At 60.4% G+C, this 21,135-nt stretch carries 23 protein-coding genes; 17 read left to right on the top strand and 6 right to left on the bottom strand.

What is annotated here, in order from left to right; translation table 11 throughout:
• The 6 genes from J4G14_05550 to J4G14_05525 all read left to right on the top strand — a co-directional run.
• Window positions 1–418: hypothetical protein (locus J4G14_05550; protein MCE2457263.1), on the top strand; the 418-nt coding region annotated here is incomplete at its 5' end.
• Between the two features lie 189 nt (window positions 419–607).
• Complete coding sequence (locus J4G14_05545) at window positions 608–1,621, top strand: NHL repeat-containing protein (GenBank protein ID MCE2457262.1); 1,014 nt, start codon at window positions 608–610, stop codon at window positions 1,619–1,621.
• A gap of 389 nt (window positions 1,622–2,010) precedes the next feature.
• A complete protein-coding gene (locus J4G14_05540; GenBank protein MCE2457261.1) occupies window positions 2,011–2,358 on the top strand; it encodes a DUF86 domain-containing protein in 348 nt (115 codons plus the stop codon).
• 65 nt (window positions 2,359–2,423) lie between these two features.
• On the top strand, window positions 2,424–3,635 hold the full coding sequence (locus tag J4G14_05535; GenBank protein ID MCE2457260.1) for a CoA transferase: 1,212 nt from the start codon (window positions 2,424–2,426) through the stop codon (window positions 3,633–3,635).
• 1 nt (window position 3,636) lies between these two features.
• Window positions 3,637–4,887, top strand: a complete 1,251-nt coding sequence (locus J4G14_05530) for a CoA transferase (GenBank protein ID MCE2457259.1) — start codon at window positions 3,637–3,639, stop codon at window positions 4,885–4,887.
• Between the two features lie 273 nt (window positions 4,888–5,160).
• On the top strand, window positions 5,161–5,370 hold the full coding sequence (locus J4G14_05525) for a hypothetical protein (GenBank protein MCE2457258.1): 210 nt from the start codon (window positions 5,161–5,163) through the stop codon (window positions 5,368–5,370).
• Between the two features lie 79 nt (window positions 5,371–5,449).
• Here the strand turns inward: J4G14_05525 and J4G14_05520 are convergent, their stop codons facing one another.
• From J4G14_05520 to J4G14_05505, 4 genes are all read right to left on the bottom strand, one after another.
• On the bottom strand, window positions 5,450–6,595 hold the full coding sequence (locus J4G14_05520; GenBank protein ID MCE2457257.1) for an epoxide hydrolase: 1,146 nt from the start codon (window positions 6,593–6,595) through the stop codon (window positions 5,450–5,452).
• Window positions 6,596–6,650: 55 nt separating this feature from the next.
• Window positions 6,651–7,208: a Uma2 family endonuclease gene (locus tag J4G14_05515; protein MCE2457256.1), complete on the bottom strand. Its 558-nt coding sequence runs from the start codon at window positions 7,206–7,208 to the stop codon at window positions 6,651–6,653.
• Between the two features lie 202 nt (window positions 7,209–7,410).
• Entirely contained in the window at window positions 7,411–7,587 is a 177-nt protein-coding gene (locus J4G14_05510; GenBank protein MCE2457255.1) for a Uma2 family endonuclease, read from the bottom strand.
• A gap of 81 nt (window positions 7,588–7,668) precedes the next feature.
• Window positions 7,669–9,168, bottom strand: coding sequence for a DUF2867 domain-containing protein (locus J4G14_05505; protein ID MCE2457254.1), 1,500 nt, complete (start codon window positions 9,166–9,168; stop codon window positions 7,669–7,671).
• Between the two features lie 136 nt (window positions 9,169–9,304).
• Here J4G14_05505 and J4G14_05500 point away from each other — a divergent pair, with 136 nt between their 5' ends.
• The 11 genes from J4G14_05500 (at window position 9,305) to J4G14_05450 (ending at window position 19,066) form a co-directional block, all read left to right on the top strand.
• On the top strand, window positions 9,305–10,504 hold the full coding sequence (locus tag J4G14_05500) for a CoA transferase (GenBank protein ID MCE2457253.1): 1,200 nt from the start codon (window positions 9,305–9,307) through the stop codon (window positions 10,502–10,504).
• Window positions 10,505–10,667: 163 nt separating this feature from the next.
• A complete protein-coding gene (locus J4G14_05495) occupies window positions 10,668–13,067 on the top strand; it encodes a CoA transferase (GenBank protein MCE2457252.1) in 2,400 nt (799 codons plus the stop codon).
• Between the two features lie 232 nt (window positions 13,068–13,299).
• Complete coding sequence (locus tag J4G14_05490) at window positions 13,300–13,521, top strand: biotin/lipoyl-binding protein (protein MCE2457251.1); 222 nt, start codon at window positions 13,300–13,302, stop codon at window positions 13,519–13,521.
• 45 nt (window positions 13,522–13,566) lie between these two features.
• Complete coding sequence (locus J4G14_05485) at window positions 13,567–13,770, top strand: type II toxin-antitoxin system VapB family antitoxin (protein MCE2457250.1); 204 nt, start codon at window positions 13,567–13,569, stop codon at window positions 13,768–13,770.
• Entirely contained in the window at window positions 13,767–14,162 is a 396-nt protein-coding gene (locus J4G14_05480) for a PIN domain nuclease (protein MCE2457249.1), read from the top strand. The genes J4G14_05485 and J4G14_05480 overlap by 4 nt, the downstream gene beginning before the upstream one ends.
• A gap of 283 nt (window positions 14,163–14,445) precedes the next feature.
• Window positions 14,446–14,622 (top strand): hypothetical protein, encoded by a 177-nt coding sequence (locus J4G14_05475; protein ID MCE2457248.1) that lies wholly within the window; start codon window positions 14,446–14,448, stop codon window positions 14,620–14,622.
• 79 nt (window positions 14,623–14,701) lie between these two features.
• A complete protein-coding gene (locus J4G14_05470) occupies window positions 14,702–15,343 on the top strand; it encodes a hypothetical protein (protein ID MCE2457247.1) in 642 nt (213 codons plus the stop codon).
• Window positions 15,344–15,380: 37 nt separating this feature from the next.
• Entirely contained in the window at window positions 15,381–15,614 is a 234-nt protein-coding gene (locus tag J4G14_05465) for a hypothetical protein (protein MCE2457246.1), read from the top strand.
• Window positions 15,615–15,645: 31 nt separating this feature from the next.
• On the top strand, window positions 15,646–16,032 hold the full coding sequence (locus J4G14_05460; protein ID MCE2457245.1) for a VOC family protein: 387 nt from the start codon (window positions 15,646–15,648) through the stop codon (window positions 16,030–16,032).
• An 80-nt stretch (window positions 16,033–16,112) separates the two neighbouring features.
• Complete coding sequence (locus J4G14_05455) at window positions 16,113–17,465, top strand: biotin carboxylase (protein ID MCE2457244.1); 1,353 nt, start codon at window positions 16,113–16,115, stop codon at window positions 17,463–17,465.
• 35 nt (window positions 17,466–17,500) lie between these two features.
• Complete coding sequence (locus J4G14_05450; protein ID MCE2457243.1) at window positions 17,501–19,066, top strand: propionyl-CoA carboxylase; 1,566 nt, start codon at window positions 17,501–17,503, stop codon at window positions 19,064–19,066.
• Window positions 19,067–19,237: 171 nt separating this feature from the next.
• On the opposite strand, the gene J4G14_05445 is transcribed toward J4G14_05450, so the two are convergent.
• Window positions 19,238–20,056: a glucose 1-dehydrogenase gene (locus tag J4G14_05445; protein MCE2457242.1), complete on the bottom strand. Its 819-nt coding sequence runs from the start codon at window positions 20,054–20,056 to the stop codon at window positions 19,238–19,240.
• Between the two features lie 226 nt (window positions 20,057–20,282).
• Window positions 20,283–21,071, bottom strand: a complete 789-nt coding sequence (locus tag J4G14_05440) for an SDR family oxidoreductase (protein MCE2457241.1) — start codon at window positions 21,069–21,071, stop codon at window positions 20,283–20,285.
• Window positions 21,072–21,135: the final 64 nt, after the last annotated feature.

Genomic DNA, 21,135 nt, shown 5'->3' with positions numbered 1-21,135 from the left:
GCTGCTCAAGCGGATGACCCGTTCGATTGGCGCGGATATGCGCGTGTGGATGGGGCGGCTGCTTCTGGTATTGGTCGGCCTGGTAGCTGCGATGATCTCCATGATCTCGCCTGATTCGATATTCGCACTGGTCTCGTTGGCGTGGGGCGGAATGGGTGCCACGTTCGGCCCCGTCGTAATTCTGGCTCTGTACTGGCGCCGGTTCAACGTGTGGGGCGCACTGACCGCGGTCGCCGCCGGCGCCAGCGTTCCGGCACGACGGACTTGTGGGTCTGACCGAATCATTAGGCTTCGGCGCGGCGGTGAACCGCTTGCAGGAAGTGGGCGTGTGGAACGTGAACCCCGCCTTGCCGGGCTTCGTAATCGCCACGCTGCTGGCGATAGGAATTACGATGCTCACCGCGCCGCCGCCCGATGATATAGTCAAACAGTTCGACGACGTGAACTCGCCGGATTGGCAAGACCGGATTCCGGGCGAGGCGAGCGCGGCGCAGTAGCTTCGGACTGCGCGATTTGCGCCCTTCTGATATGCTTCGATTAGGCTAATGTTGGCGGCGGGCATAGCTACGGTCTGTCGGCGAGTTGCATCATTAATAGGAGAAGATCAATGAGCAGGCCACACGGATTGCTTCGAGCCGGATACCCCTATCTGAGGACACTGGGTATGCGGCGAGTGACGAACTTCCCGTCGGACATCGCGTTTCCGGATGGCGACGAAATGGCGTACATCCTGATGAGGTCCGAGGGCGCGTCTACGGTCAGAATATGGCCGGTTGACGACGCGGATGCGCTGACCGACGACCTGAAGGGATTCGGCAGCTACGGTACGGGCGACGGCCAGATGGTGTGGCCGGTGCAACTCATCACCGATGGGAATGGCCACCTGTACGTGAGCGACGAGGCGACTCACCGCATCACCAAGTTCGACAAAGAGGGTGAGTTCATCTCCAGGTTCGGCACCCGTGGCGACGGCGACGGAGAGTTCAACGGGCCCACGGGCATCGCGTTCGACCCTGACGGCAACCTAGTCGTGGTCGACTCTCAGAACCATCGCGTGCAGAGGTATTCCGAGGACGGCAAGTATCTCGGCGGCTTCGGGTCGCACGGCACCGGGCCGGGTCAGTTCGACCTCCCTTGGGGAATCCACGTCGACGAGCTTGGCGACATATACGTCGCAGACTGGGGCAACAACCGCTTCCAGGTGTTCAGCCCCGATGGCGAAGTGAAGAACGTCGTGGGCACGTCCGGCACTGGCGAGGCCGAGTTCGACAGGCCGACAGGTATCGCGGTCGATGCGCACGGTGACATATACGTCGCAGACTGGGGTAACAACCGCGTGCAGATGTTCAACTTGGAGGGTCACTATCTGTGGAGCTTCCGCGGAGACGCAACGCTGTCTCGGGTCGCGCGCCAGTACATGCTGACCAACGCGGTCTCCAACCGGCTCCGCGAGATGGGGCGCATCGAGCAGGAGAAGTACCTGCGTAAGCCCAGGTCGGTCAGGGTCGACAGCGAGTTCCGGCTCTTCAACCGCGTCCAGATCTACCAGAAAGACGTGATAGAGCTCGACCGCACTCAGTATGCCGGGCCCCTGCGCAACCCCACCCTAGAGGTCACGTAAGCCGGGCACACAGGCACGTCCAAGCGTAATTCTTGATGATATAGTGGCAGGCAGCCTGAAGACTGCCTGCCATTCTTCATCTCTTGGCGGTGTTTACTGAGTTTGAGAGTTATAGAGACGACGTTTTGAATTCGACACTGACCATCCCGAAAGAAAAGGTTGCGTCCTTCTGCCAGGCGTGGGGAGTCCGGCGGCTGGCAATCTTCGGCTCGGCTCCATCGACGTATTGGTCGAATTCGAGCCTGACCGTATCCCAGGGCTCCTTCGGATCGCGCGTATGGAGCGGGAACTGTCCCATCTGTTTCAGGACAGATATGTCGATCTTCGCACACCCGGTGACTTGAGTCCCTATTTCAGAGAGAAGGTCCTCAAGGAGGCGGAAGTGCAGTATGAACGAGAGGGATAGTGTTCGCCTTCGGCATATGCTGGACGCGGCACACAGTGCCCTGTCGTTTGCGCAAGGTCGGACACGAGACGATCTTGATCAAGACGAGATGCTCGTTTTCGCACTTACGAAGGCTGTAGAGATTGTGGGAGAAGCCGCCAATCAAGTATCGTCGGCAACTCGGGATGAGCTGTCTACTATCCCATGGCCAGACGTAGTAGGCATGCGCAACCGTCTAGTTCATGTTTACTTCGATATTGATCTGGATGTACTTTGGCAGACCGTCGCAGAGGACCTCCCCATGCTGATTGATTTGGTAGAGCCACTTGTTCCGCATATTGAGAGCACTTAATCTCCCGGAGAGACCCGCGCATGAACGATACCTGTGACACACCCAGAGCCCTTTCCAACATCCGTATATGCGACTTTACCGGCCAGCTTGCCGGCGCCGGGGCGACCCGTGTACTCGCGGCGTTCGGGGCGCAGGTGATCAGGGTCGAGGACAGGCTCAGGCAGGGCCAGTGGGACATCTTCAGGGGCAACGGCCCGTGGATGGATGACCGGCGGGGCATCAACCTCGGCGGCACGTTCAACAACCACAACATCGAGAAGCTGGGCGTCACTCTGGACATGCGCAAGCCCAAGGCCAAGGCCATCCTCGAAGAGCTGATCTCGGTCAGCGACGCCGTGACCGAGAACTTCTCGAAGGGTGTGCTGGATCGGTGGGGCCTCTCCTACGAGGAGATGGTCAAAATCAAGCCCGATATCATCTACGTGTCCAACTGCGGATTCGGCCACGTGGGGCCGTACTCTGAGTACAAGACCTGGGGACCGATCGTGCAGGCAGTGTCCGGCCTGACGTTCCAGTCTGGGTTGCCCGATATGCCTCCGGCCGGTTGGGGGTACTCGTACATGAATCACACGGGCGGATACCTGATGGCTATCGCCCTGCTGATGGCGCTCTATCATCGTCACCGTACTGGCGTTGGTCAGTGGATAGACATGTCCTGCACCGACGGCGCCGCTGCCCTCAACGGCCCGGCGATCCTCGACTATACGGTGAACGGTAACCCAGCTAGGCGGCCCGGCAACCCCAACAGCAACCGCAGCATCTATCCGAAGATGGCCCCACACGGCATCTACCGCTGCGAGGGAGACGACAACTGGGTCGGCATCTCGGTACGGAACGACGACGACTGGGCAGCACTCTGCGAAGTAATCGGAGCCGACGGCATGGCGTCCGATAGCAAGCTTGCCACGGTTGATGGGCGCATCGAACATCACGACGCGATCGACGAGCGGATCGAAGCATGGACGTCGGTCAGATCGCCCATGCAGGCGATGGAGGCTCTGCAGGCGCGTGGAGTTCCCGCCGGAGCGGTACAGCGCCCCGTCGACCGCATCGACAACGATCCCAACACGAAAGAGTGGGGACTGTTCCCGACGGTCGAGCATCAGGCGATGGGCAAGGTCAGGGTGGACGGAATGCCGATCAAGTTGTCGGAAACACCGGCACGGATCAAGAAGGGCGGCCCGACGCTTGGCCAGCACAATCAGGAGGTCTTCGCCGAAGTGCTTGGGATTGAACAGGCAACTGTCGATGCCCTGACCGAAGAGGGGGTCTTCTAGCGTGCAGCGTCACTTTGAACAGGGCATTCTCGACGGAGTCCGCGTGCTTGAGGTGGGCGGCGAGATCGGCGCATGGTGCGGGAAGCTCATGGGCGATGTGGGCGCCGACGTGATCAAGGTAGAGCCTCCGACGGGCGATCCCACAAGGGCCTACGAGCCGTTCTACGAGAACGAGCCCGGTCCTGACAGGAGCCTGTTCTTCTGGCACTACAACACCAGCAAGCGGAGCGTCACGCTCGACCTGGAGCAGGACGGCGGACGCGAGGTCTTCATGCGGCTGGCTGCACAGGCCGACGTCGTTGTGGACAGCCACCCTCCCGGGTACATGGACTCGATAGGCCTGGGCTACGAAGCTATCTCGAAAGAGACACCGGGCCTTGTCATGGCGTCCATCACCCCGTTCGGGCAGTCGGGGCCGTATAGCGACTACGCGAGCACCGACCTTACCGCCCTGGCATTAGGAGGCCCAGTGTGGAGTTGCGGCTACGACGACCACTCCATCCCTCCGGTTAGAGGGGGAGGTAATCAGGCGTACCACATAGTCTGTCACTTCGCGATCATGGGCGTGCTGACTGCGCTGATCCACCGGCAGTTCACCGGCATCGGTCAGTACATAGACGCCAACATGCACGCCGCCGCAAACGTCACCACTGAGGGCGCGAGCATCAACTGGCTCGTGGCCGAAGACACGGTGCAGAGGCAGACAGGCAGGCACGCGTCGGTCGTGCCGACGGCTGACGGTCAGGCGCTGTGTCGAGACGGTCGCTACGTGAACGTGGGCATCGGAGCCCGGACCGAAGAGCAGTGGATTCACCTGCTGTCGTGGCTGCAGGAAGAGGGGCTGATAGAAGACCTCGGCGAGTTCCTCGACTATCCGAGCCGGGAGGCGATGCGGCGCGGAGACAGGGAAGCACGTGAGCAGCAGAGGCGTGTGGCGGAGGTCATGCGCGAACTGGCCCGGAGAACGGACGCAGACGTCCTGTTCAAGCGGGCACAGGCGCTTGGATTCCAGTGGGGAATAGTCAACTCTCCTGAAGATGTGCTTGAAGACCCTCACTTCCAGGCGCGCGGATTCCCCGTGGAAGTAGAGCATCCTGACCTGGGCAAGAGCTTCGTGTACGCTGGTGCGCCGTACCAGTTCCCCGAGTCGCCGTGGGCGATTAGCCGCCGTCCTCCACTGCTGGGTGAGCACAACAGGGAGGTCTACGTGGACGAACTGGGGATGTCCACAGAGGAGTTGCAGAACTTTTGAGGCAGTAACGATTTTGTTGGAGCGGAAGTCCCCTCTCCCTGGGGGAGAGGGTTAGAGCCTGCCCCGGACTTGATCCGGGGGTGAGGGCGAAAACTCCGTCTATAAGACTGACCCCATCTCGAATCCTGCAACTCTGTTCTTGTGACGTTTTTCACGCATTGAACTGTCAGAATCTGACTGATTCGATTGTGCTTTTCTGAACAAAGTTGACATTCCGTCACAGTCGGCTACACTGAGTGCATAGGACACAGCAGTGGAAACCGGAGGCCGATCATGATATCGAATGTCATTCGAAGTCGAAGACCGGACGCCGAACCAGTCAAGCTGATGGGGTCATTCATGCCCTTCGCTGGCGTGCGGTACTATAAGCTCCTCACAAACGTCGACGCCGCGCTTGGTCAAGCCAAGATCGGATCCGTCGGCTGGCGGTCTGAACAGACCGTCAGCGAGCAGACTGCACCACGCGAGGCAGCTCCCGTATAACGTCTTTTGGATGATCGAGGACTGCCTTGCAACCACCGGGTGGGGTCCTGTTAAAGGACGCCCACCCGCTTTGTTTTCACTACCTCAGGCTGCGGAATGATGCGCGTATGTCTTCCGCGAGCAGCTGCGGCTCCTCAGCCGCGGCGAAGTGACCGCCGCTCGGCATCTCCGTGTAGCGTGCCAGGTTGTAGAACCGCTCGAGCCACTCCCTGGGTGGGTAGCTGATCTCCACCGGGAACTTGGCAAACGATGTCGGGACGGTCACCTGGTTGTCCGATGTAAGCTGCGACGGCGCCTTTCCACTTTCGTAGTACAGTCGCACCGACGAGCTTATCGTCTCCGTGGCCCAGTAGATTGTGAGGTGCGTCAGCAGCTCGTCCTTGCTGAACCGCGACTCGATATCGCCATTGCAGTCGCTCCAGGTGCGCCACTTCTCCACGATCCAGCCGGCCAGGCCAGCGGGCGAGTCGTTCAGACCGTACGACAGCGTCTGCGGCTTGGTGCGGTGTTGGTGTCCGTACGCGCCCTCTGCCTGCTGCCACCAGTCGCGGTGCGCTAGGAACTCCTTCTCAGCGTCTGAGAGCTCGTCTTCAGGTGGAATCGGGGACCCGCCGCCGGCCATATTCAGGTGGATCGCGCTCACCGTCTGAGGGAAGTTCAGTCCGAGCGTCGTCGTGATCTGCGCTCCCCAGTCGCCGCCCTGCGCGACGAAGTTGTCATAGCCCAGGCCCTCGGTCATCAGCGTGTTCCACAGTTCGGCGATGCGGATGGGGCTCATTCCCCGCTGCGTGGGCCGGTCGGAGAAGCCGTATCCGGGCATAGACGGGGCGACCACATCGAACGAGTGCGCAGCATCTCCCCCATGACTTGCAGGATCAGACAGCAGCGGGATGATCTTGAGCATCTCCGCGAAAGTGCTTGGCCACCCGTGCGTGATGATCAGCGGGATAGGGTCAGGGCCCTGTCCCTTAGCGTGAATGTAGTGGATACCCAGCCCGTCGACGTCGGCCCTGTAGTTGTCGAACTCGTTGATTCGAGCCTCATGGGCGCGCCAGTCGAAGCCGTCCTGCCAGTACTCGCACAGCTCACGAATGTACGCGAGACTGGACCCGTAGTCCCACGCGACGTCCTCCAACTCGTCCGGCCACCGCGTACGGCTGAGCCTGACCTTCAGGTCATCGAGGACATCGTCGGAAATGTGCACTTCATAAGGCTGGATGTTCATTCAGGAGCCTCCGGGGAGTTTTCTGCGTGTGGGGACTGGCCAGGTAGTCTGGTGATTAGAGGTCAAAGAGGTCGCTGACCGTACAGGAGAAGCCGGGAAGCACGTCAGCGCCGTCGAGGGAGTCGTTCTCGGTGAGCTTGGTCATCGAGATTCCTGGTCTGAAGACGTCAACTGAACGATCCTCAGGGTCCAGCACCCAAACCAGCCTAACGCCAAACAGGACCCACATACAGGCCTTGTCGAATACGCTCTCGAGGCGGTCTGAGGGTGACACAATCTCGACAACCAGGTCGGGTGGCTCTTCGAAGTAGCCCTTCAACCCGACACCAATGGGCAGCTTGTCGGCAGATATGAAGGCTACGTCCGGCTCTCGAACCATATCTGGGTCACGTTGCAGTAGGATGCCAGAATCGGTGCCGATAACTCGTCCTAATCTGCGAGGTCGGACAAACTCCATCAATGTGCTGATTACAATTGCGGCAACTTCACCGTGCTCTTCTCCAGAGGCCATACTTTCGCAAAAAACTCCTTGGATCAGCTCACCGCGAACGCCCTCGCTGTGAAGTCGTAGCAGGTCATCGGCCGTAAGCAGCTTTTCTTGAGTCGTAGTCATGATGTACACCTACAGCAGCTGACGTGGGGATTGGGTGATGTTGATGGCTATGGTGTTGGATCTTGGGACTGGAGAGATTATATCAAGGCGGAGATCAAGGGCGGGGACTTTGAACTTGGAGCTTGCGACCAATCCGGGCGAGCTCGGGGAGAATACCGGGGCGGCCAATTCCGAGGAAGCCTCGGTAGAATGATTGGGGTAGTCACGTATGCCACTCTCCACCAAAAACCTCGTCCAAGCTGACACTGAACCCCTCCAGCGTCGTGGACGTCACGGTATCGCCCTGCCCGTAGATTCCCTGTTCCACCAGTGTTCCATCACGCAGGAGCATGACCCAGACGATGCGGTTGGTGAGGTCAACGATCCAGTACTCTTGCACCCCGTGGGTGTCGTGACCATGCCGGCCCTCCTGATTTGGTGACCGGATTATACCAGCGGGTGGCGGGGAGAAGATTGGCTATCAGTCTGCAGACTGGTGCGGGACCTGCTCTGAGCTGGCGGAGATGGCCAGCCCCTCAGCCCGCCGTCCGACGGCCCTGATCAGCCCGCTGAAGATCCAGGCGTGGAAGGGGTACAGCGCGTACCAGTAGGCGAGTCCAAACAGGCCCCTGGGGATGAACGCCGCGGTTTGTACGAGTTCGCTTGAGCCGTCCAGACTCTCGGGCACCTCGTACTGGAGCCACGCCCGTCCGGGGAGCTTGATCTCGGCCCGCAGGCGCAGCAGGCGTTCGGGAACCAGGTCTTCTACTCTCCAGAAGTCGAGCCCGTCGCCGATGCGCAGCTCGTCGGGGTGGCGACGACCCCTTCGCAGACCAGCGCCTCCCAGAAGCCGGTCTATCATGCCGCGCAGCTTCCACGTCCAGTTTGCGAAGAACCAGCCGCGGCCTCCGCCTATACCTGTAAAGACACGGAAGACGTCGCTCGCCGGAGCGGCAACTGTACGCCTGCGACGCTCGACGATCATGCCGTGCCGGGACTCCAGCCGGACGGGCCCTTCGCTTCTGTCAGACACGCCAGCCGCGTCGCTCCACGAGGTGTCGATGCGACCCTCGTCGAGGTCCTGTGTCACTCGCCCTATGGCCGAGGCAAAGTCCTGCGGCTCGATGTGAGAGAAGAGTCTCCTTGCGAGGTCGTTCGTCACTACAACCTCGTTTCGGAGCCCTTCGACGAGCGCCTTGCTGATTGGGGCTGGTATGGGTGTCATCCAGTGTATCCAGTAGGACGACAGGCGGGGAGTCAGCACTGGAACAGGGAGCAGCATCCGTCTGAGCCCTCTGGCATTGGCGTAACCTAGCATCAGGCCCCTGTAGGTGGTCACGTCCTTGCCGCCGATCTCGATGGTGCGGCCGCGACTCTCCGGCGTACCGGGGGCTGCGACCAGGTAGTCCAGCAGGTCTTCCACCGCGATAGGCTGGATACGGGAGTAGATCCATCTCGGACAGACCATGACAGGCAGACGCTCGACAAGATGCCGGATCATCTCGAAGGAGATGCTGCCGGATCCCACGATCACGGCTGCCCTGAACTCGGTGACCGGAACGCCGGCCTCTCGGAGGGCGTCTCCTGTCTCCTGCCTCGAACGCAGATGCCTGGAGAGGAAGCGGTCCGACTTTCCCAGACCTCCCAGGTAGATGATGCTGTTGACGCCAGTCTGCCGGGCAGCCCGACCGAATGAGCGGGCGGTCCGAATGTCCGTATCGTGGAAGTCTGAGCCGCTGGACATGCTGTGGATCAGGTAGTACGCGGTGTCTACTCCATCCAGCGCCTCCAGCAGGGCCTCGTTGTCCAGGGCGTCGCCAACCGCGATCTCGACCCGGTCGGCCCATGGGCGTGAGAGCGCCCGCGACCTGCTGCGGACGAGGACTCGGACCCGGTGTCCCTGCCGCAGCAGACGAGGGACGAGCCTCCCACCGATGTAGCCGGTGGCTCCGGTAACTAGGACTGTACGGTGCTGCACCATCTGTGTTCCTGTCGTGGCTCGGGCCTATACATCAATTGTAGGTGCGGTCAGGTGAGCGCGCTGGGCCATTTTCCTGTTGTGCCGACTATACCAAACCTTTAGTATTGCGTCTGAATTTCGACGAAGGAAGAATCACATGGGCGCGCTGAGCGACATTACGGTACTGGATATGTCCCGCATACTGGCCGGGCCTTTCGGGACGCAGATCCTGGCGGACCTGGGAGCGACGGTCTGGAAGATCGAGTCCCCCTGGGGCGATGACACGAGAAGCTGGGGTCCACCGTTCGTGGGCACCGAGAGTGCGTACTACCTGTCTGCTAACCGGGGCAAGAAGAGCCTGATCGTCAACCTGAGAGACGAGCGGGGCCAGAAGATCATCCGTGGACTCGCCGAGCGCGCCGACGTACTTGTCGAGAACTTCCGCGTGGGCAACCTTGCCCGATACGGGCTGGACTACGAATCGCTCTCGAAGGTCAACCCGAAGGTCATCTACGCCTCGGTCACCGGCTTTGGACAGACTGGGCCGCGCGCCGCTGAGCCGGGCTACGACGCCGCCCTACAGGGCATGACCGGCATCATGAGCGTGACCGGCGAGGCCGATGGGCGACCGACCAAGGTCGGTGTGGCGTGGGTCGACATCCTGACAGGGTTGCATTCGACGATAGGCATACTGGCCGCGCTGCACGAGCGAGCGCTGAGCGGCAAAGGGCAGCACGTAGACGTGTCGCTGTTCGACGTCGGGATCGCATCGATGGCCAACCTCGCGCAGAGCTTCCTGGCGACAAACGAGGCCCCCGGCCGCATCGGCAACGCGCATCCGCAGGTCGTGCCGTACCAGGACTTCGAGGCGTCCGACGGCTTCTTCATGCTGGCCGCCAACAACGACGATCAGTTCCGACGGCTTTGCGACGTGGTCGGACTGCCTGAGCTTCCAGATGACGAGCGGTTCGTGGACAACGCCGCCCGAGTAGTCCACAGGGAACTGCTAGCGTCCATGCTGAACGACAAGATTAAACAGAACACACGCGAGCACTGGCTGACCGCACTCCAGGAGGCCGGCATCACGGTCACTTCGATCAACACGATCGCCGACGCGCTCGACGACCCGCAGGCCAAGGCGCGTAACGCAGTCTGGGACGTGGACCACCCCACCCTTGGCAGCGTCCAACTGCTGGGCAGCGCCCTGCAGCACTTGAGCAGGACGCCTGCGTCCTCCCAGGGCCACCCGCCGCTGCTGGGAGAGCACACCGAAGAAGTGCTGAGTGAGACACTCGGTATCTCCGACTCGGAGATCGAGTCGCTCCTCAGCGACGGCGTCGTCAAGGACCGCGAATAGAGGTCCTTCTCCCTTAGCGGGATGCAGGGTATGCAGATAGTGCTCTCAAACCTGAACCTCGGTCAACTAACCCCCTCTCCCTCAGGGAGAGGGCTGGGGTGAGGGTGAAAGGCGCGAATACATACCCTTCCAGTCCGCCGAGGAAAAGAAGGTTCTGGGAGCCATGACCGCATCCCCCCTCCAGGGCATCAGGGTAGTAGAGGTCGCCGAAGGCGTCGCTGGACCATTCTGCGGTCGAATGCTCGCGGCGTTCGGCGCGGACGTAATCAAGGTCGAACCTACTCCACACGGCGACCGGACACGTACCTTGGGCCCCCGGCTGTCCGATGTCGAGAAGTCTGAGGCGAGCACCCTCTTCCTGTACCTCAACATGGGGAAGCGAAGCGTCGCGCTCGACTCGCGTTCGGGTGACGGTGCTCAGGCGCTCAAACGGCTCATAGAGTCGGCGGACATACTCGTCGAGGACTGGAGCCCCGAGGCGCGGTCTGATATCGCACTGGATAGCGCCCTCGTAGAAAACCCGGGACTGATAGACCTGTCCCTCACGCCGTTCGGCACCAGCGGGCCGTACTCAGACTGGCGCAGCACTCCGCTAGTGAGCCTCGCGCTCGGTGGTTTTCTCTACCTGTCGGGTGACGAAGACCGCGAGCCGCTCATGCTGCCCGGCTATCAGTCCGAGTACCTGGCGGGCCTGCACGCGTACTCTGGAGCGATGGTGGCTCTGTGGAAGCGGGTCTCGACAGGACATGGCGGCAGGGTTGAAGTCTCCGAGATCGAGTCGCTCGCCGCGCTGCACCAGTTCACGACCGTCATGCACACGTACAGCGGCCTCGTGCGCAGCAGACATGGCAGACGGTGGGAGAATAAGGGTACGTATGGTCGCTACCCGATTACTGTGCTCCCGTGCAAGGACGGCTACGTGGCGTTCGCTGTCTCCACTGAAGGGCAGTGGGAGATGCTGTTCCCTATGCTCGGACGTGCCGAACTTCTGCAGGAGCCCCGATTCGATACCTTCCCCGAGAGGCGTAAGCACGCCAGCGAGATCGATTCCATCCTCATCGACTGGATGAAAGACAAGACCCGCGCAGAGGTGTTCGAGCTCGCGGCGGGTACGTGGTCTGAGCCAGCGTCGCCCCTCCTGGAACTCGGAGAGGTCCTGGAAGATAGACAGCTTGCCCACCGAAAACTGTTCGAGGAAGTTGATCACCCTGACGCCGGACCGCTCAGGTATCCAACCGTGCCGTTCAAAATGAGCGTGACCCAGCCGAGATTCACACGCGCCCCGAGACTGGGCGAGCACAAGCTTGAGGCTACTGAAGACGTAGGGGCAGGTTTCAAACCTGCCCCTACAGTGCAGCCGCTCACTCCTCACTCCTCTCCACTCTCTCCTCTTAATGGCATCCGAATCCTAGACCTCACCCGCGTCTGGTCCGGCCCGCTGGCCACCCGCATCCTGGGCGACTACGGCGCAGAGGTCATCAAGATCAGCGATCCTCGCATTCCGATAGACAGGCTGTCCGGCACCAACAATAAGCTCAATCGCAACAAGGTCAACCTGGCCCTCCGGCTCGATCACGAGGAGGGCCGCGAGCTGTTCCTGGACCTGGTCTCGACATCTGACCTCGTTGTCGAGAACTTCAGACCTAGGGTAATGCGCAACTTCGGCCTGACCTACGAGCGACTGCGCGAGGTGCGGCCGGACATAGTCATGTGCTCGATGCCCGGGTTTGGCACCACTGGTGAGTACGCCGACTACCCTGCGTTCGGCCCATCGGTCGAGGCGATGACCGGACTCTCCAGCATGATGGGCTACGAGGGCGGTGAGCCCAGAACGTCGTCGCTCGCCTATCCAGACCCTGTAGCTGGATTGAACGCAGTTGCTGCGATCATGACCGCCCTCCACCACCGCAGGCGGACCGGCGAGGGTCAGTTCATAGACCTGGCGCTCAATGAGGGGCCGATTTGCCAGATCGGCGAGCACATCGCGGCCTACTCACGAACTGGACATCAGCCGCCACGCACCGGCAACTCGCATCCGGTTCACGCTCCGTATGGCGTGTACCCAGCGGCGGGAGACGACGACTGGGTGACGATCTGTGTCCAGTCAGACACCGAGTGGCGAGATCTGTGCGGGTTGATGGCCAGGCCGGAGCTTGCGCATGATCCGAAGTTCAGCGAGGAGTCAGCCCGTCGCAGCAATCGCGACGACGTGGACTCGATCGTGTCAGAGTGGAGCCGCACGCTCGATGGCGAGCATATCGCCTCTACGGTCCAGTCCGTCGGAATCGCAGCCGGCAGGGTCGCCAAGAACTGGCAGATGCTCGACGATGTCCACCTGAATGCGCGAGGCTTCTTCGTCGAACTCGAGGAGCCGGACGTCGGACGCAAGAAGTACCCCGGACAGGCGATAATAATGGACGGCCTGCGCAAGTCGGACTGGATGCCATCGCACAGGCTTGGGGAGCACTCCGAACATATCGCAAGAGACATCCTGGGCATGTCGCCCCGGCAGATAGGGCAACTCGAAAGCAACGAAACAATCGGAGTCTTCAGAGAGGACTGATGTGAATTGGTCCAGTCAGCACCCGAATTCAGAGTCCCCCAAGTCCCCTCTCCCTGAGGGCTGGGAGGGGTATGTATTACGCATACCGTCGTTCCGGCGGAGGCCGGAACCTAGAGTCCATGTACGAACGAACTATCGGTTTACATACCCCTGTAAGCTCCCTGAGGGTGAGGGTGAAAACCTCGCCTGCTAAGACCAATACGTTATCAGAGAGGACTGAGGAGAGACTAAATTGGCGGACGTAATCATTCACTCGCCCATGACCGGACGGGTCATAGAGGTTCTGGTCGCCGAGGGCGAACAGGTCGGCGCGGGAGACGTGGTGGTGGTGATCGAGTCCATGAAAATGGAGAACGAGGTCATCTGCGACGTTGACGGCTCCGTAGCAACCGTACATGTGGAAGAAGACCAGTCGGTCTCAGAGGGCGACAGGCTGGTGGAGGTGGCGACCTAGTGGTGCGGGATGGGCTAGTTATCCGCAATGGTGTATCATTGGTGTATGGGACGCACAAACATCGACATAGACGATAGAGCTTGCGCCGAGGTGATGAGGCGCTACCAGCTTTCGACCAAGCGCGAGGCGGTCAATTTCGCACTCCGGACGCTTGCGGCCGAACCACTGTCCGTAGATGAGGCCCGTGCGCTTCGTGGAATTGGCTGGGAAGGCGACCTCAACGAATTGCGCTCTGGACGCTCGTTGTGATCCTTGTTGATTCGTCGGCCTGGATAGAGTTCCTGCGGAACACCGGGTCAACGGTCTGCATGTTGGTTGACGAACTGCTGGCTGGCGACATCGCCATCTGCGATGCGGTGCGGATGGAGGTTCTCGCCGGGGCAAGAGACGAGTCGCATCTCAATCAGCTCAGGCGACTGCTGGCACGAGCGACGGTATTGCCAACAGGCTCGACAGACTATGACGAAGCAGCCGCGCTCTATCGTCGATGTCGACGGCAGGGGGAGACTGTTCGCAAACTGATTGACTGTCTTATTGCCTCTGCCGCCATACGCGCTGGTGCGCCCGTGCTGCACAATGATGCCGACTTCGATGTCCTTGCGCGCCACACGGAGCTGCAAGTCTATTGTGGTGAGCCATGACGCCACATGAGTTCGCCCCAAAGTGGGGACAGGCGAATCTGAGTGAAAGTGCCGTAGTTCAACGGCGTACTGCACTCCCCGCATCCAGGAACTATGGGCCCTGAACCAAGGAGCTCAACTGGAGTCGCGTCCCAGGTACACTCCCACAACGACGTTCGAAACGTTCCCGTTCCCGCAGCCAACGGCAGAACAGAGGGCTGAGGTATCGGAGGCCGCGAAGCATCTCGGCAAACTCCGGGAAGGCTGGCTCAACCCTTCGTCGCCCATGATCGAAGACACCCAGTTGAGACGACTCACGCTGACGAACCTGTACAACGACCCTCCCACTTGGCTCCGACTCGCTCACGAGAGACTGGACGAGGCGGTGTCCGCGGCCTACGGGTGGCCCGCGGACCTCACCGACGGCGAGATAATCGCCCGTCTGCTGGAGCTCAATTTGGAGCGCGAAGCTGCGGGATGATAGGCTATATCACTCGTTGCGACATCAAGCACGGGACGGATAGAAAGTGTCAATCACCCGATAACCACGAGACAATATCATGAGCGAAGAGTATTCAACTTTAGACTACATCGACGATATTAGAGTGCCGTCACTTAAGCACGGAAACAGCCTCAATGTTCTAGGCTCCCTCGAGATCGGCTTGACTCATCTCGCAATGTTTACTCGCCAAAGGGAAATTGAGACTTTGGAAGAGTATGGCACAGACAAAATCATTGGTCACTTTCAGAACACGGGATTGACGTTGATGCTTGCGTGCGTTTTTGACTGGTTTTCGGTTAGCCTCGTCAGCTATCTGCGCCACGTAAGACTTCTAAACCTGGTGGAGGTCAATGACTGGGACATCAGGGACTTACAAAGTAGAGAGATTCAGAATGAGCTTCGAGACGCTTGCATAGCGTATATCGAAAGTGTTGCGCCGGAAGTGTATCAATGGCGAAACAAGATCGGCGCGCACAGAGCCGCCACCGACCCACGTAATAGCGACAACCTAACGATGTTGACCTATTCAACAATGCCTGCGGTCTCTTACTACAGCCCATACTACCGTGCGGGTGAATTGAGATTGACCATAGGTGGTGGAGGTGAGCTTGACATTGAACGATGGTCGCTAACTGAGAAGTACGAGGCTTTGATACCACGGTATTGGCCTGGTCAGGAACTCCCGAAATTAGACTGGTGAACTCAGTGCGACGTCCCACGTAACGGAGTCACGAACCATGCAAAAAGTGTTGCATCTCAAGGCCACAGTACTACCCGGCGGCAAGTTGGAGATTGTCAGCCCAGAGTTGGAGGAAGGGCAGACTGTGGACGTGGTGGTACGGCGCGAATCCAATATGAGGGGCCGATCAGCCTTGGAAATCCTCAACAGCGCTCCAGGGCGCCGTCTGTTCAAGACAGCCGAAGAGGTGAGGGAGTACTTGGACGAAGAGAGAGCGTCGTGGGACCGCTGACACTTCCTTGCAGCATAGAAAGGAACGCGCCATGACACGCTATGTTGAACCCACTGAACAGCTTGTAACTGCGATGTTCGTGCGTGACATCAGCCGGTCAGTGGAGTTCTATCGCAAGCTTGGTTTTGATCTGGTTAGGGATGATGGCGGATTCGTGGAGCTGGCATGGGAAGGCCATCTGCTCTTCCTCAATGACGAGTATAAGAACGATCTGCCCGCCTCTCCGGGGCCGCTTCAGGGTAACATCCGAGTGATGGTCCCGAACGTGGACGACTACTGGATATTGGCTCAGGAAATGGGAGCTCGGGTCGTGTGGCCAATTGCCGATCGGACCTACGGCCTTCGGGACTTCATGGTTGCTGACCCGGACGCCTTTGGAGTCAGGTTTGCCACTAATCTGTCCGATCTGAATGGGTGACTGCCGAGGCTATATGAGGCCCGCGCCGCTCGGGGAATCGGCTGGGAGGGCGACCTCGATGCAATGTGCTCCGGTGATGTGTGTTCAACAAAGTCCTCATAGCTAACAGGAGCGCTATCGCGTGTCGGGTGATCCGAACCTGTCGACGCCTTGGCGTCAACACTGTGGCGGTCTACTCCCCGTCCGAGGGGAATCCCCTTCACGCAGAGCTTGCCGACGAGGCGGTGGCACTGCCGGATGAGGCGGGCCCTGTAGCTGGATACCTGGACATCAGCGCCGTGATCCAGGCCGCTGCCGATACAGGCGCAGAGGCCATACATCCTGGCTACGGCTTCCTGTCCGAGAATCCTGACTTCGCACGGGCAAGCGAGAACGCCGGTATCGTGTTCGTCGGCCCCTCGCCGGAGGCGATCAGTCTGGCCGGGAACAAGCGCGAGGCAAGGCGACGGCTCGCTGAGTATGGTGTCCCTGTGCTGCCGGGGACGGAGATTGACATTGAGCCTGCCCCCGAGAAAGCGGGGGGCGACCCCGATCTCGCATCCCACGCTGAGCTAATAGGCTACCCGCTGATGATCAAGGCGAGTGAAGGCGGAGGCGGTATCGGGATGAACATGGTCGAGGATCCCGGGCGACTCGAGCGAACTGTACGACGGACGCGCTCGTCGTCGCGTCGCGCCTTCGGCAGCCAGGACATCTATCTCGAACGCTACGTGCCTGACGCACGACACGTCGAGGTGCAGATTGTCGCCGACATCGACGGGACAGTCACGCATCTGTGGGAGCGGGAATGCTCGGCTCAGAGACGCCACCAGAAGGTGATCGAGGAGGCAGGCTCGCCCTCCATAACCGACTCAACCAGGGAGCGTCTTATCTCGGCGTCGATGCTTGCGGCGCGTGAGATCGGCTACACGAACGTCGGCACCTTCGAGTTCATCGTGGACGCTGACGACAGACCCTACTTCATCGAGGCTAACGCGCGGATACAGGTCGAGCACGGTCCGACTGAGATGGTCACCGGCGTCGATATCGTCGAGCAGCAGCTCAGGATCGCGTCCGGGGATAGCATCTCCATTGTAGAAGAGCCTGTGAACGGCCACGCCATCCAGTGCCGCATCTACGCCGAGGACCCCGAGACGTTCATACCATCGCCGGGAACACTCGATACCTTCAGACTTCCACAGGTGAACGATCTGAGAGTGGAGGCCGGATTCCGTGAGGGCGACGAGGTATCGTCCCACTTCGACCCGCTCCTGGCCAAGCTGATCGCCTGGGGAGCCACCCGCAACGACTCCATCTCCCTTATGGAGAAGGCTCTATCCGAGACGCGGGTCGACGGGGTGAAATGCAACGTCCCAGCTCTGCAGAAAGCTCTCAGGCATCCCGACTTCCTTCGGGGCCGGTATAGTACCGGATTGATGGGGCAACTTGGATGAGGAGTGAAGGCCACTTCACTTAAGGAGAAAAAGAAATGGTCTGGCAGCCTGAGATCGATGAGCTTGAGTACCGCAGGTCTCTTGCCATGCAGATGGGTGGCAAGGAACGCATAGAGCGGCAGCACTCTGAGGGCAAGCTGACGGTCCGGGAACGAATCAACACCCTTCTCGACAAGGACACGTTCTTCGAGATCGGCGAGTTGGCAGGGTACGGCGAGTACGACGAGGACCGCAATCTCATCGGGTTCACGCCCATGCCATACGTGACAGGACTGGGCAGAATAGACGGCCAACTGGTAGTCGTAGGCGGCGAGGACTTTACTGTCCGGGGCGGCACAGCCGTCGGGCCGGAGCGCAGACGGCGCAAGAACAACAGTTGGGCGGACAGCTTTGCGCTGGAGTACGGCGTCCCGCTCATCTACATGGCCGACGGCGCCGGCGCGAGTGTGCGCGGAGTGCAGTACGCCCAAGGGGGACACCTCCCAAGCTCTGACGACTTCACCGGCGAGGTAGAACTGCTAGGCAAGGTGCCGGTGGTCTCCGCGATTGTCGGGTCTGTAGCGGGTCGCCCCGCAGGTCGCGCCATGCTCGCTCACTGGACGATCATGGTGAAGGGCTCAAGCCAGATATTCCCTGGCGGTCCACCCGTGGTGCGCCGCGCCATCTCTGAGGAGATCGACAAGGAGTCGCTGGGCGGCTCACATGTTCACGTACACCAGAGCGGCGCGGTACACGACGAGGCCGAGAGCGAGGAGGATCTGTTCGATAGAGTGCGCCAGTACCTGAGCTACATGCCTCAGAACGTCTGGGAGATGCCTCCACGAGCTGCTCCGAGCGACGACCCCAACCGGCGTGACGAGGAGTTGGCCGACATCATCCCCCGCAATACCAGGCGCGGCTACGACATGCGCAAACTGATCGGGCACGTGGTCGATAAGGGCAGCTTCTTCGAGATACGTCCGCACTGGGGCAAGACTGCGATCACCGGGTTCGCCAGGGTGAACGGCTACGTTATCGGAGTCGCCGCAAACGATCCAAGGTACCTTGCGGGAGCGATCGACGCCGACGGAGCGAACAAGCAGACCCACTTCCTGGACGTTTGCGACACATTCAACATCCCGATCGTGCTGTTCAACGACGTGCCCGGGTTCATGGTGGGCAGCAAGGCCGAGCTCCAGGGCACAATCAGGCACGGGATGCGCACGCTGATGGCGAACGTGCAGCTCACGGTGCCGGTAATCCAACTCCACGTGCGAAAGGCGTTCGGACTCGCGGCCGCAGCCACAGGAAGCTCGGTTCCGGTCAACCTCAGGCTGGGGTGGCCGTCAGGGGACTGGGGCTCGATACCCGTAGAGGGCGGAGTCGAAGCAGCCTATCGCAGAGACATCGCCAACTCACCTGACCCAGCGGCACGACGCGCGGAGCTTGAGGCGACGCTGAACAAGTTCAGATCGCCATACCTCGTGGCCGAGGCGTTCGACATCGAAAAGATGATCGACCCAAGAGACACGCGCCCCTTCCTGTCCATGCTGGTCGAAGCATCCCAGTCAGTGCTCAAGCGCAACCTCGGTCCAAAGCCCAAGTACGGTGTACGGCCATAGGTCTAGATTCCCGCAGTTCGTCATTCCGGCGGAGGCCGGAATCCAGGGGCCCGGGGTGTCCTTCGACAAGCTCAGAGCCCGTCCCGGACTTGATCCAGGAACGAACGAGTTGTGTTTACCTATTCTTGTAAGCAACCTCAGGGTGAGGGTGAAACCAGCGTGCGCCCGTAGCTAGTGCTCCATCATCACGCCGCCATCGACGTTAATGGACTGGCCGTGAATCCACGATGCCGCCTCAGTACACAGATAAGCCACGAAGTCCCCGAGTTCCTTATCCGTCCCATTGCGGCCGATTGGCACTGACTCAGCCGTCTGCTCCCAGGTCCGGTCGAAGACGTCCATGAACACATCCCCACGGTGGGTCTGGACGAGTCCTGGACAGACACAGTTCACGTTTATGCCATGCGGACCCAACTCACGGGCCGACGACTGCGTCATCCCAACGACAGCAAAGTTGGCGGCGTTGTAGGCGAGCGTGTTTGCGCTACCGCGCTTTCCTGCGACCGACGCGATGTTGACGATCTTGCCACCGTCACCCTGCTCGATCATCTGCGTGACGGCAGCCCTTGTGCAGAGATACGTGCCGCGAACCTTCACGTCGACTACGAGATCAAAAACCGCAGGTTCCAGTTCCACGATAGGTATCCTGTCCGCGCCCACACCATGAGCGGCGTTGTTCACCAGGATGTCGACCCTGCCGAACTCGCTTACGGTCTGCTCAACCATACGCACGACCTGCGCTTCGTCGGTCACATCCACGACGAGAGGGAGCGCTTTACGGCCCTCTTCCCTAATTAGCTCAGCCACGGACTCCACGTCTCGCCAGCCAATCTCCCGCTCGTAGTCAGGGAACGTCGAGGGGTCTCGCCCGGTGCCCGTGATGACGACATCGGCTCCCAGCCGTGCAAGTGCGACCGCCGCCGCTCTCCCGATCCCCTTGAGACGACCCGCGCCTGTGACGATGGCTACCTTACCGTTGAGCTCTGGCATAGTGACTCATCAGAATTCCTACCCGTCATTCCCACGAAATGAGACCAGCGCAAATCCCCCTCTCCCTGAGCGCTGAAAGGTGTAAGTCAGGGTGTACATACAAGCACAATTACCAGCCAACGGACCCCCTCTCCCTCAGAGCCTGCCCCGTACTTGATACGGGGGAGAGGGTTGGGGTGAGGGTGAAAACACTGCCTACCATACTGACACAGTTTCCGACAGAATTCTAAAGCTTGCCCGGCATCCCACCGTCCACGTTGACTATCTCACCGGTTATGAACCGCGCCTCGTCGCTCACTAGGAACAGCACAGTGTTGGCAACGTCCTCGGGGTATCCCTTGCTGTCGAGGATCTGGATGAAGTCGAACATCGCCTCCAGGCTGTGGTGCCCGCCGCCAGTATCGACAGCGGGGGTGATGATCTGCCCGGGTCTCACGCCGTTCACGCGGATGTTGTGCTGGCCGCCCATACCGGCGACGTAGCGCGTTAGAGCATCGACTCCGGCCTTCGCTGCGTAGTACGAGGCTGACGGGCCACGCCCGACGAGGTCGTACATCTTCTTGCTGAATCCGCGCTGCGCTGCAACCGAGGACATGTTGACGATCCGCCCTCCGCCTCCGGCGATCATGTGAGGCCACACGGCGCGGCACATGTAGAACGTGCCGGTCAGGTTGACCGTCAGCACACGGTCCCAGATGTCGTCCGGCTCGTCGGGGAAGTTGCCTGGGCCACCACCGCCAGCGTTGTTGAACAGCACGTCGACACCCCCGTAGGCATCGACGACGGCCTGCACGGCGGCGTCCACCTGCTGACGGTCGGAAACGTCGCAGCTTATGAAGGTGGCCTCACCACCGTTGTCTTTGACTGCGGACTCGACGGCGTGCCCCTCGTTCTCCCTCCGCGCAAGGATGGCGACCTTCGCGCCTTCCCGGGCAAAGAGGTGCACCGTGGCCTCCCCGATTCCGCTGTTTCCACCTGTGACTATCGCTACTTTGTCGGTCAACTTTCCGGGCATTGTCATCGTCTCCTTGAAGTCTTGGTCATTTGAGTCGGAAACAGTACATTGGGCATATGGTGTG

Source organism: Dehalococcoidia bacterium, assembly GCA_021295915.1.
Classification (GTDB): domain Bacteria; phylum Chloroflexota; class Dehalococcoidia; order Lucifugimonadales; family UBA1123; genus VXRN01.
The sequence above is the reverse complement of the archived record's forward strand: the minus strand, read 5'-3'. Positions and strand labels throughout refer to the sequence as shown.

Coding starts and splice junctions, on each gene's coding strand:
- J4G14_05500 (MCE2457253.1), top strand. CDS start 9,305: ATGGGCGCGCTGAGCGACATTACGGTACTGGATATGTCCCGCATACTG.
- J4G14_05520 (MCE2457257.1), bottom strand. CDS start 6,595: ATGAACATCCAGCCTTATGAAGTGCACATTTCCGACGATGTCCTCGAT.
- J4G14_05445 (MCE2457242.1), bottom strand. CDS start 20,056: ATGCCAGAGCTCAACGGTAAGGTAGCCATCGTCACAGGCGCGGGTCGT.
- J4G14_05495 (MCE2457252.1), top strand. CDS start 10,668: ATGACCGCATCCCCCCTCCAGGGCATCAGGGTAGTAGAGGTCGCCGAA.
- J4G14_05485 (MCE2457250.1), top strand. CDS start 13,567: ATGGGACGCACAAACATCGACATAGACGATAGAGCTTGCGCCGAGGTG.
- J4G14_05545 (MCE2457262.1), top strand. CDS start 608: ATGAGCAGGCCACACGGATTGCTTCGAGCCGGATACCCCTATCTGAGG.
- J4G14_05470 (MCE2457247.1), top strand. CDS start 14,702: ATGAGCGAAGAGTATTCAACTTTAGACTACATCGACGATATTAGAGTG.
- J4G14_05505 (MCE2457254.1), bottom strand. CDS start 9,168: ATGGTGCAGCACCGTACAGTCCTAGTTACCGGAGCCACCGGCTACATC.
- J4G14_05540 (MCE2457261.1), top strand. CDS start 2,011: ATGAACGAGAGGGATAGTGTTCGCCTTCGGCATATGCTGGACGCGGCA.
- J4G14_05440 (MCE2457241.1), bottom strand. CDS start 21,071: ATGCCCGGAAAGTTGACCGACAAAGTAGCGATAGTCACAGGTGGAAAC.
- J4G14_05515 (MCE2457256.1), bottom strand. CDS start 7,208: ATGACTACGACTCAAGAAAAGCTGCTTACGGCCGATGACCTGCTACGA.
- J4G14_05525 (MCE2457258.1), top strand. CDS start 5,161: ATGATATCGAATGTCATTCGAAGTCGAAGACCGGACGCCGAACCAGTC.
- J4G14_05465 (MCE2457246.1), top strand. CDS start 15,381: ATGCAAAAAGTGTTGCATCTCAAGGCCACAGTACTACCCGGCGGCAAG.
- J4G14_05450 (MCE2457243.1), top strand. CDS start 17,501: ATGGTCTGGCAGCCTGAGATCGATGAGCTTGAGTACCGCAGGTCTCTT.
- J4G14_05460 (MCE2457245.1), top strand. CDS start 15,646: ATGACACGCTATGTTGAACCCACTGAACAGCTTGTAACTGCGATGTTC.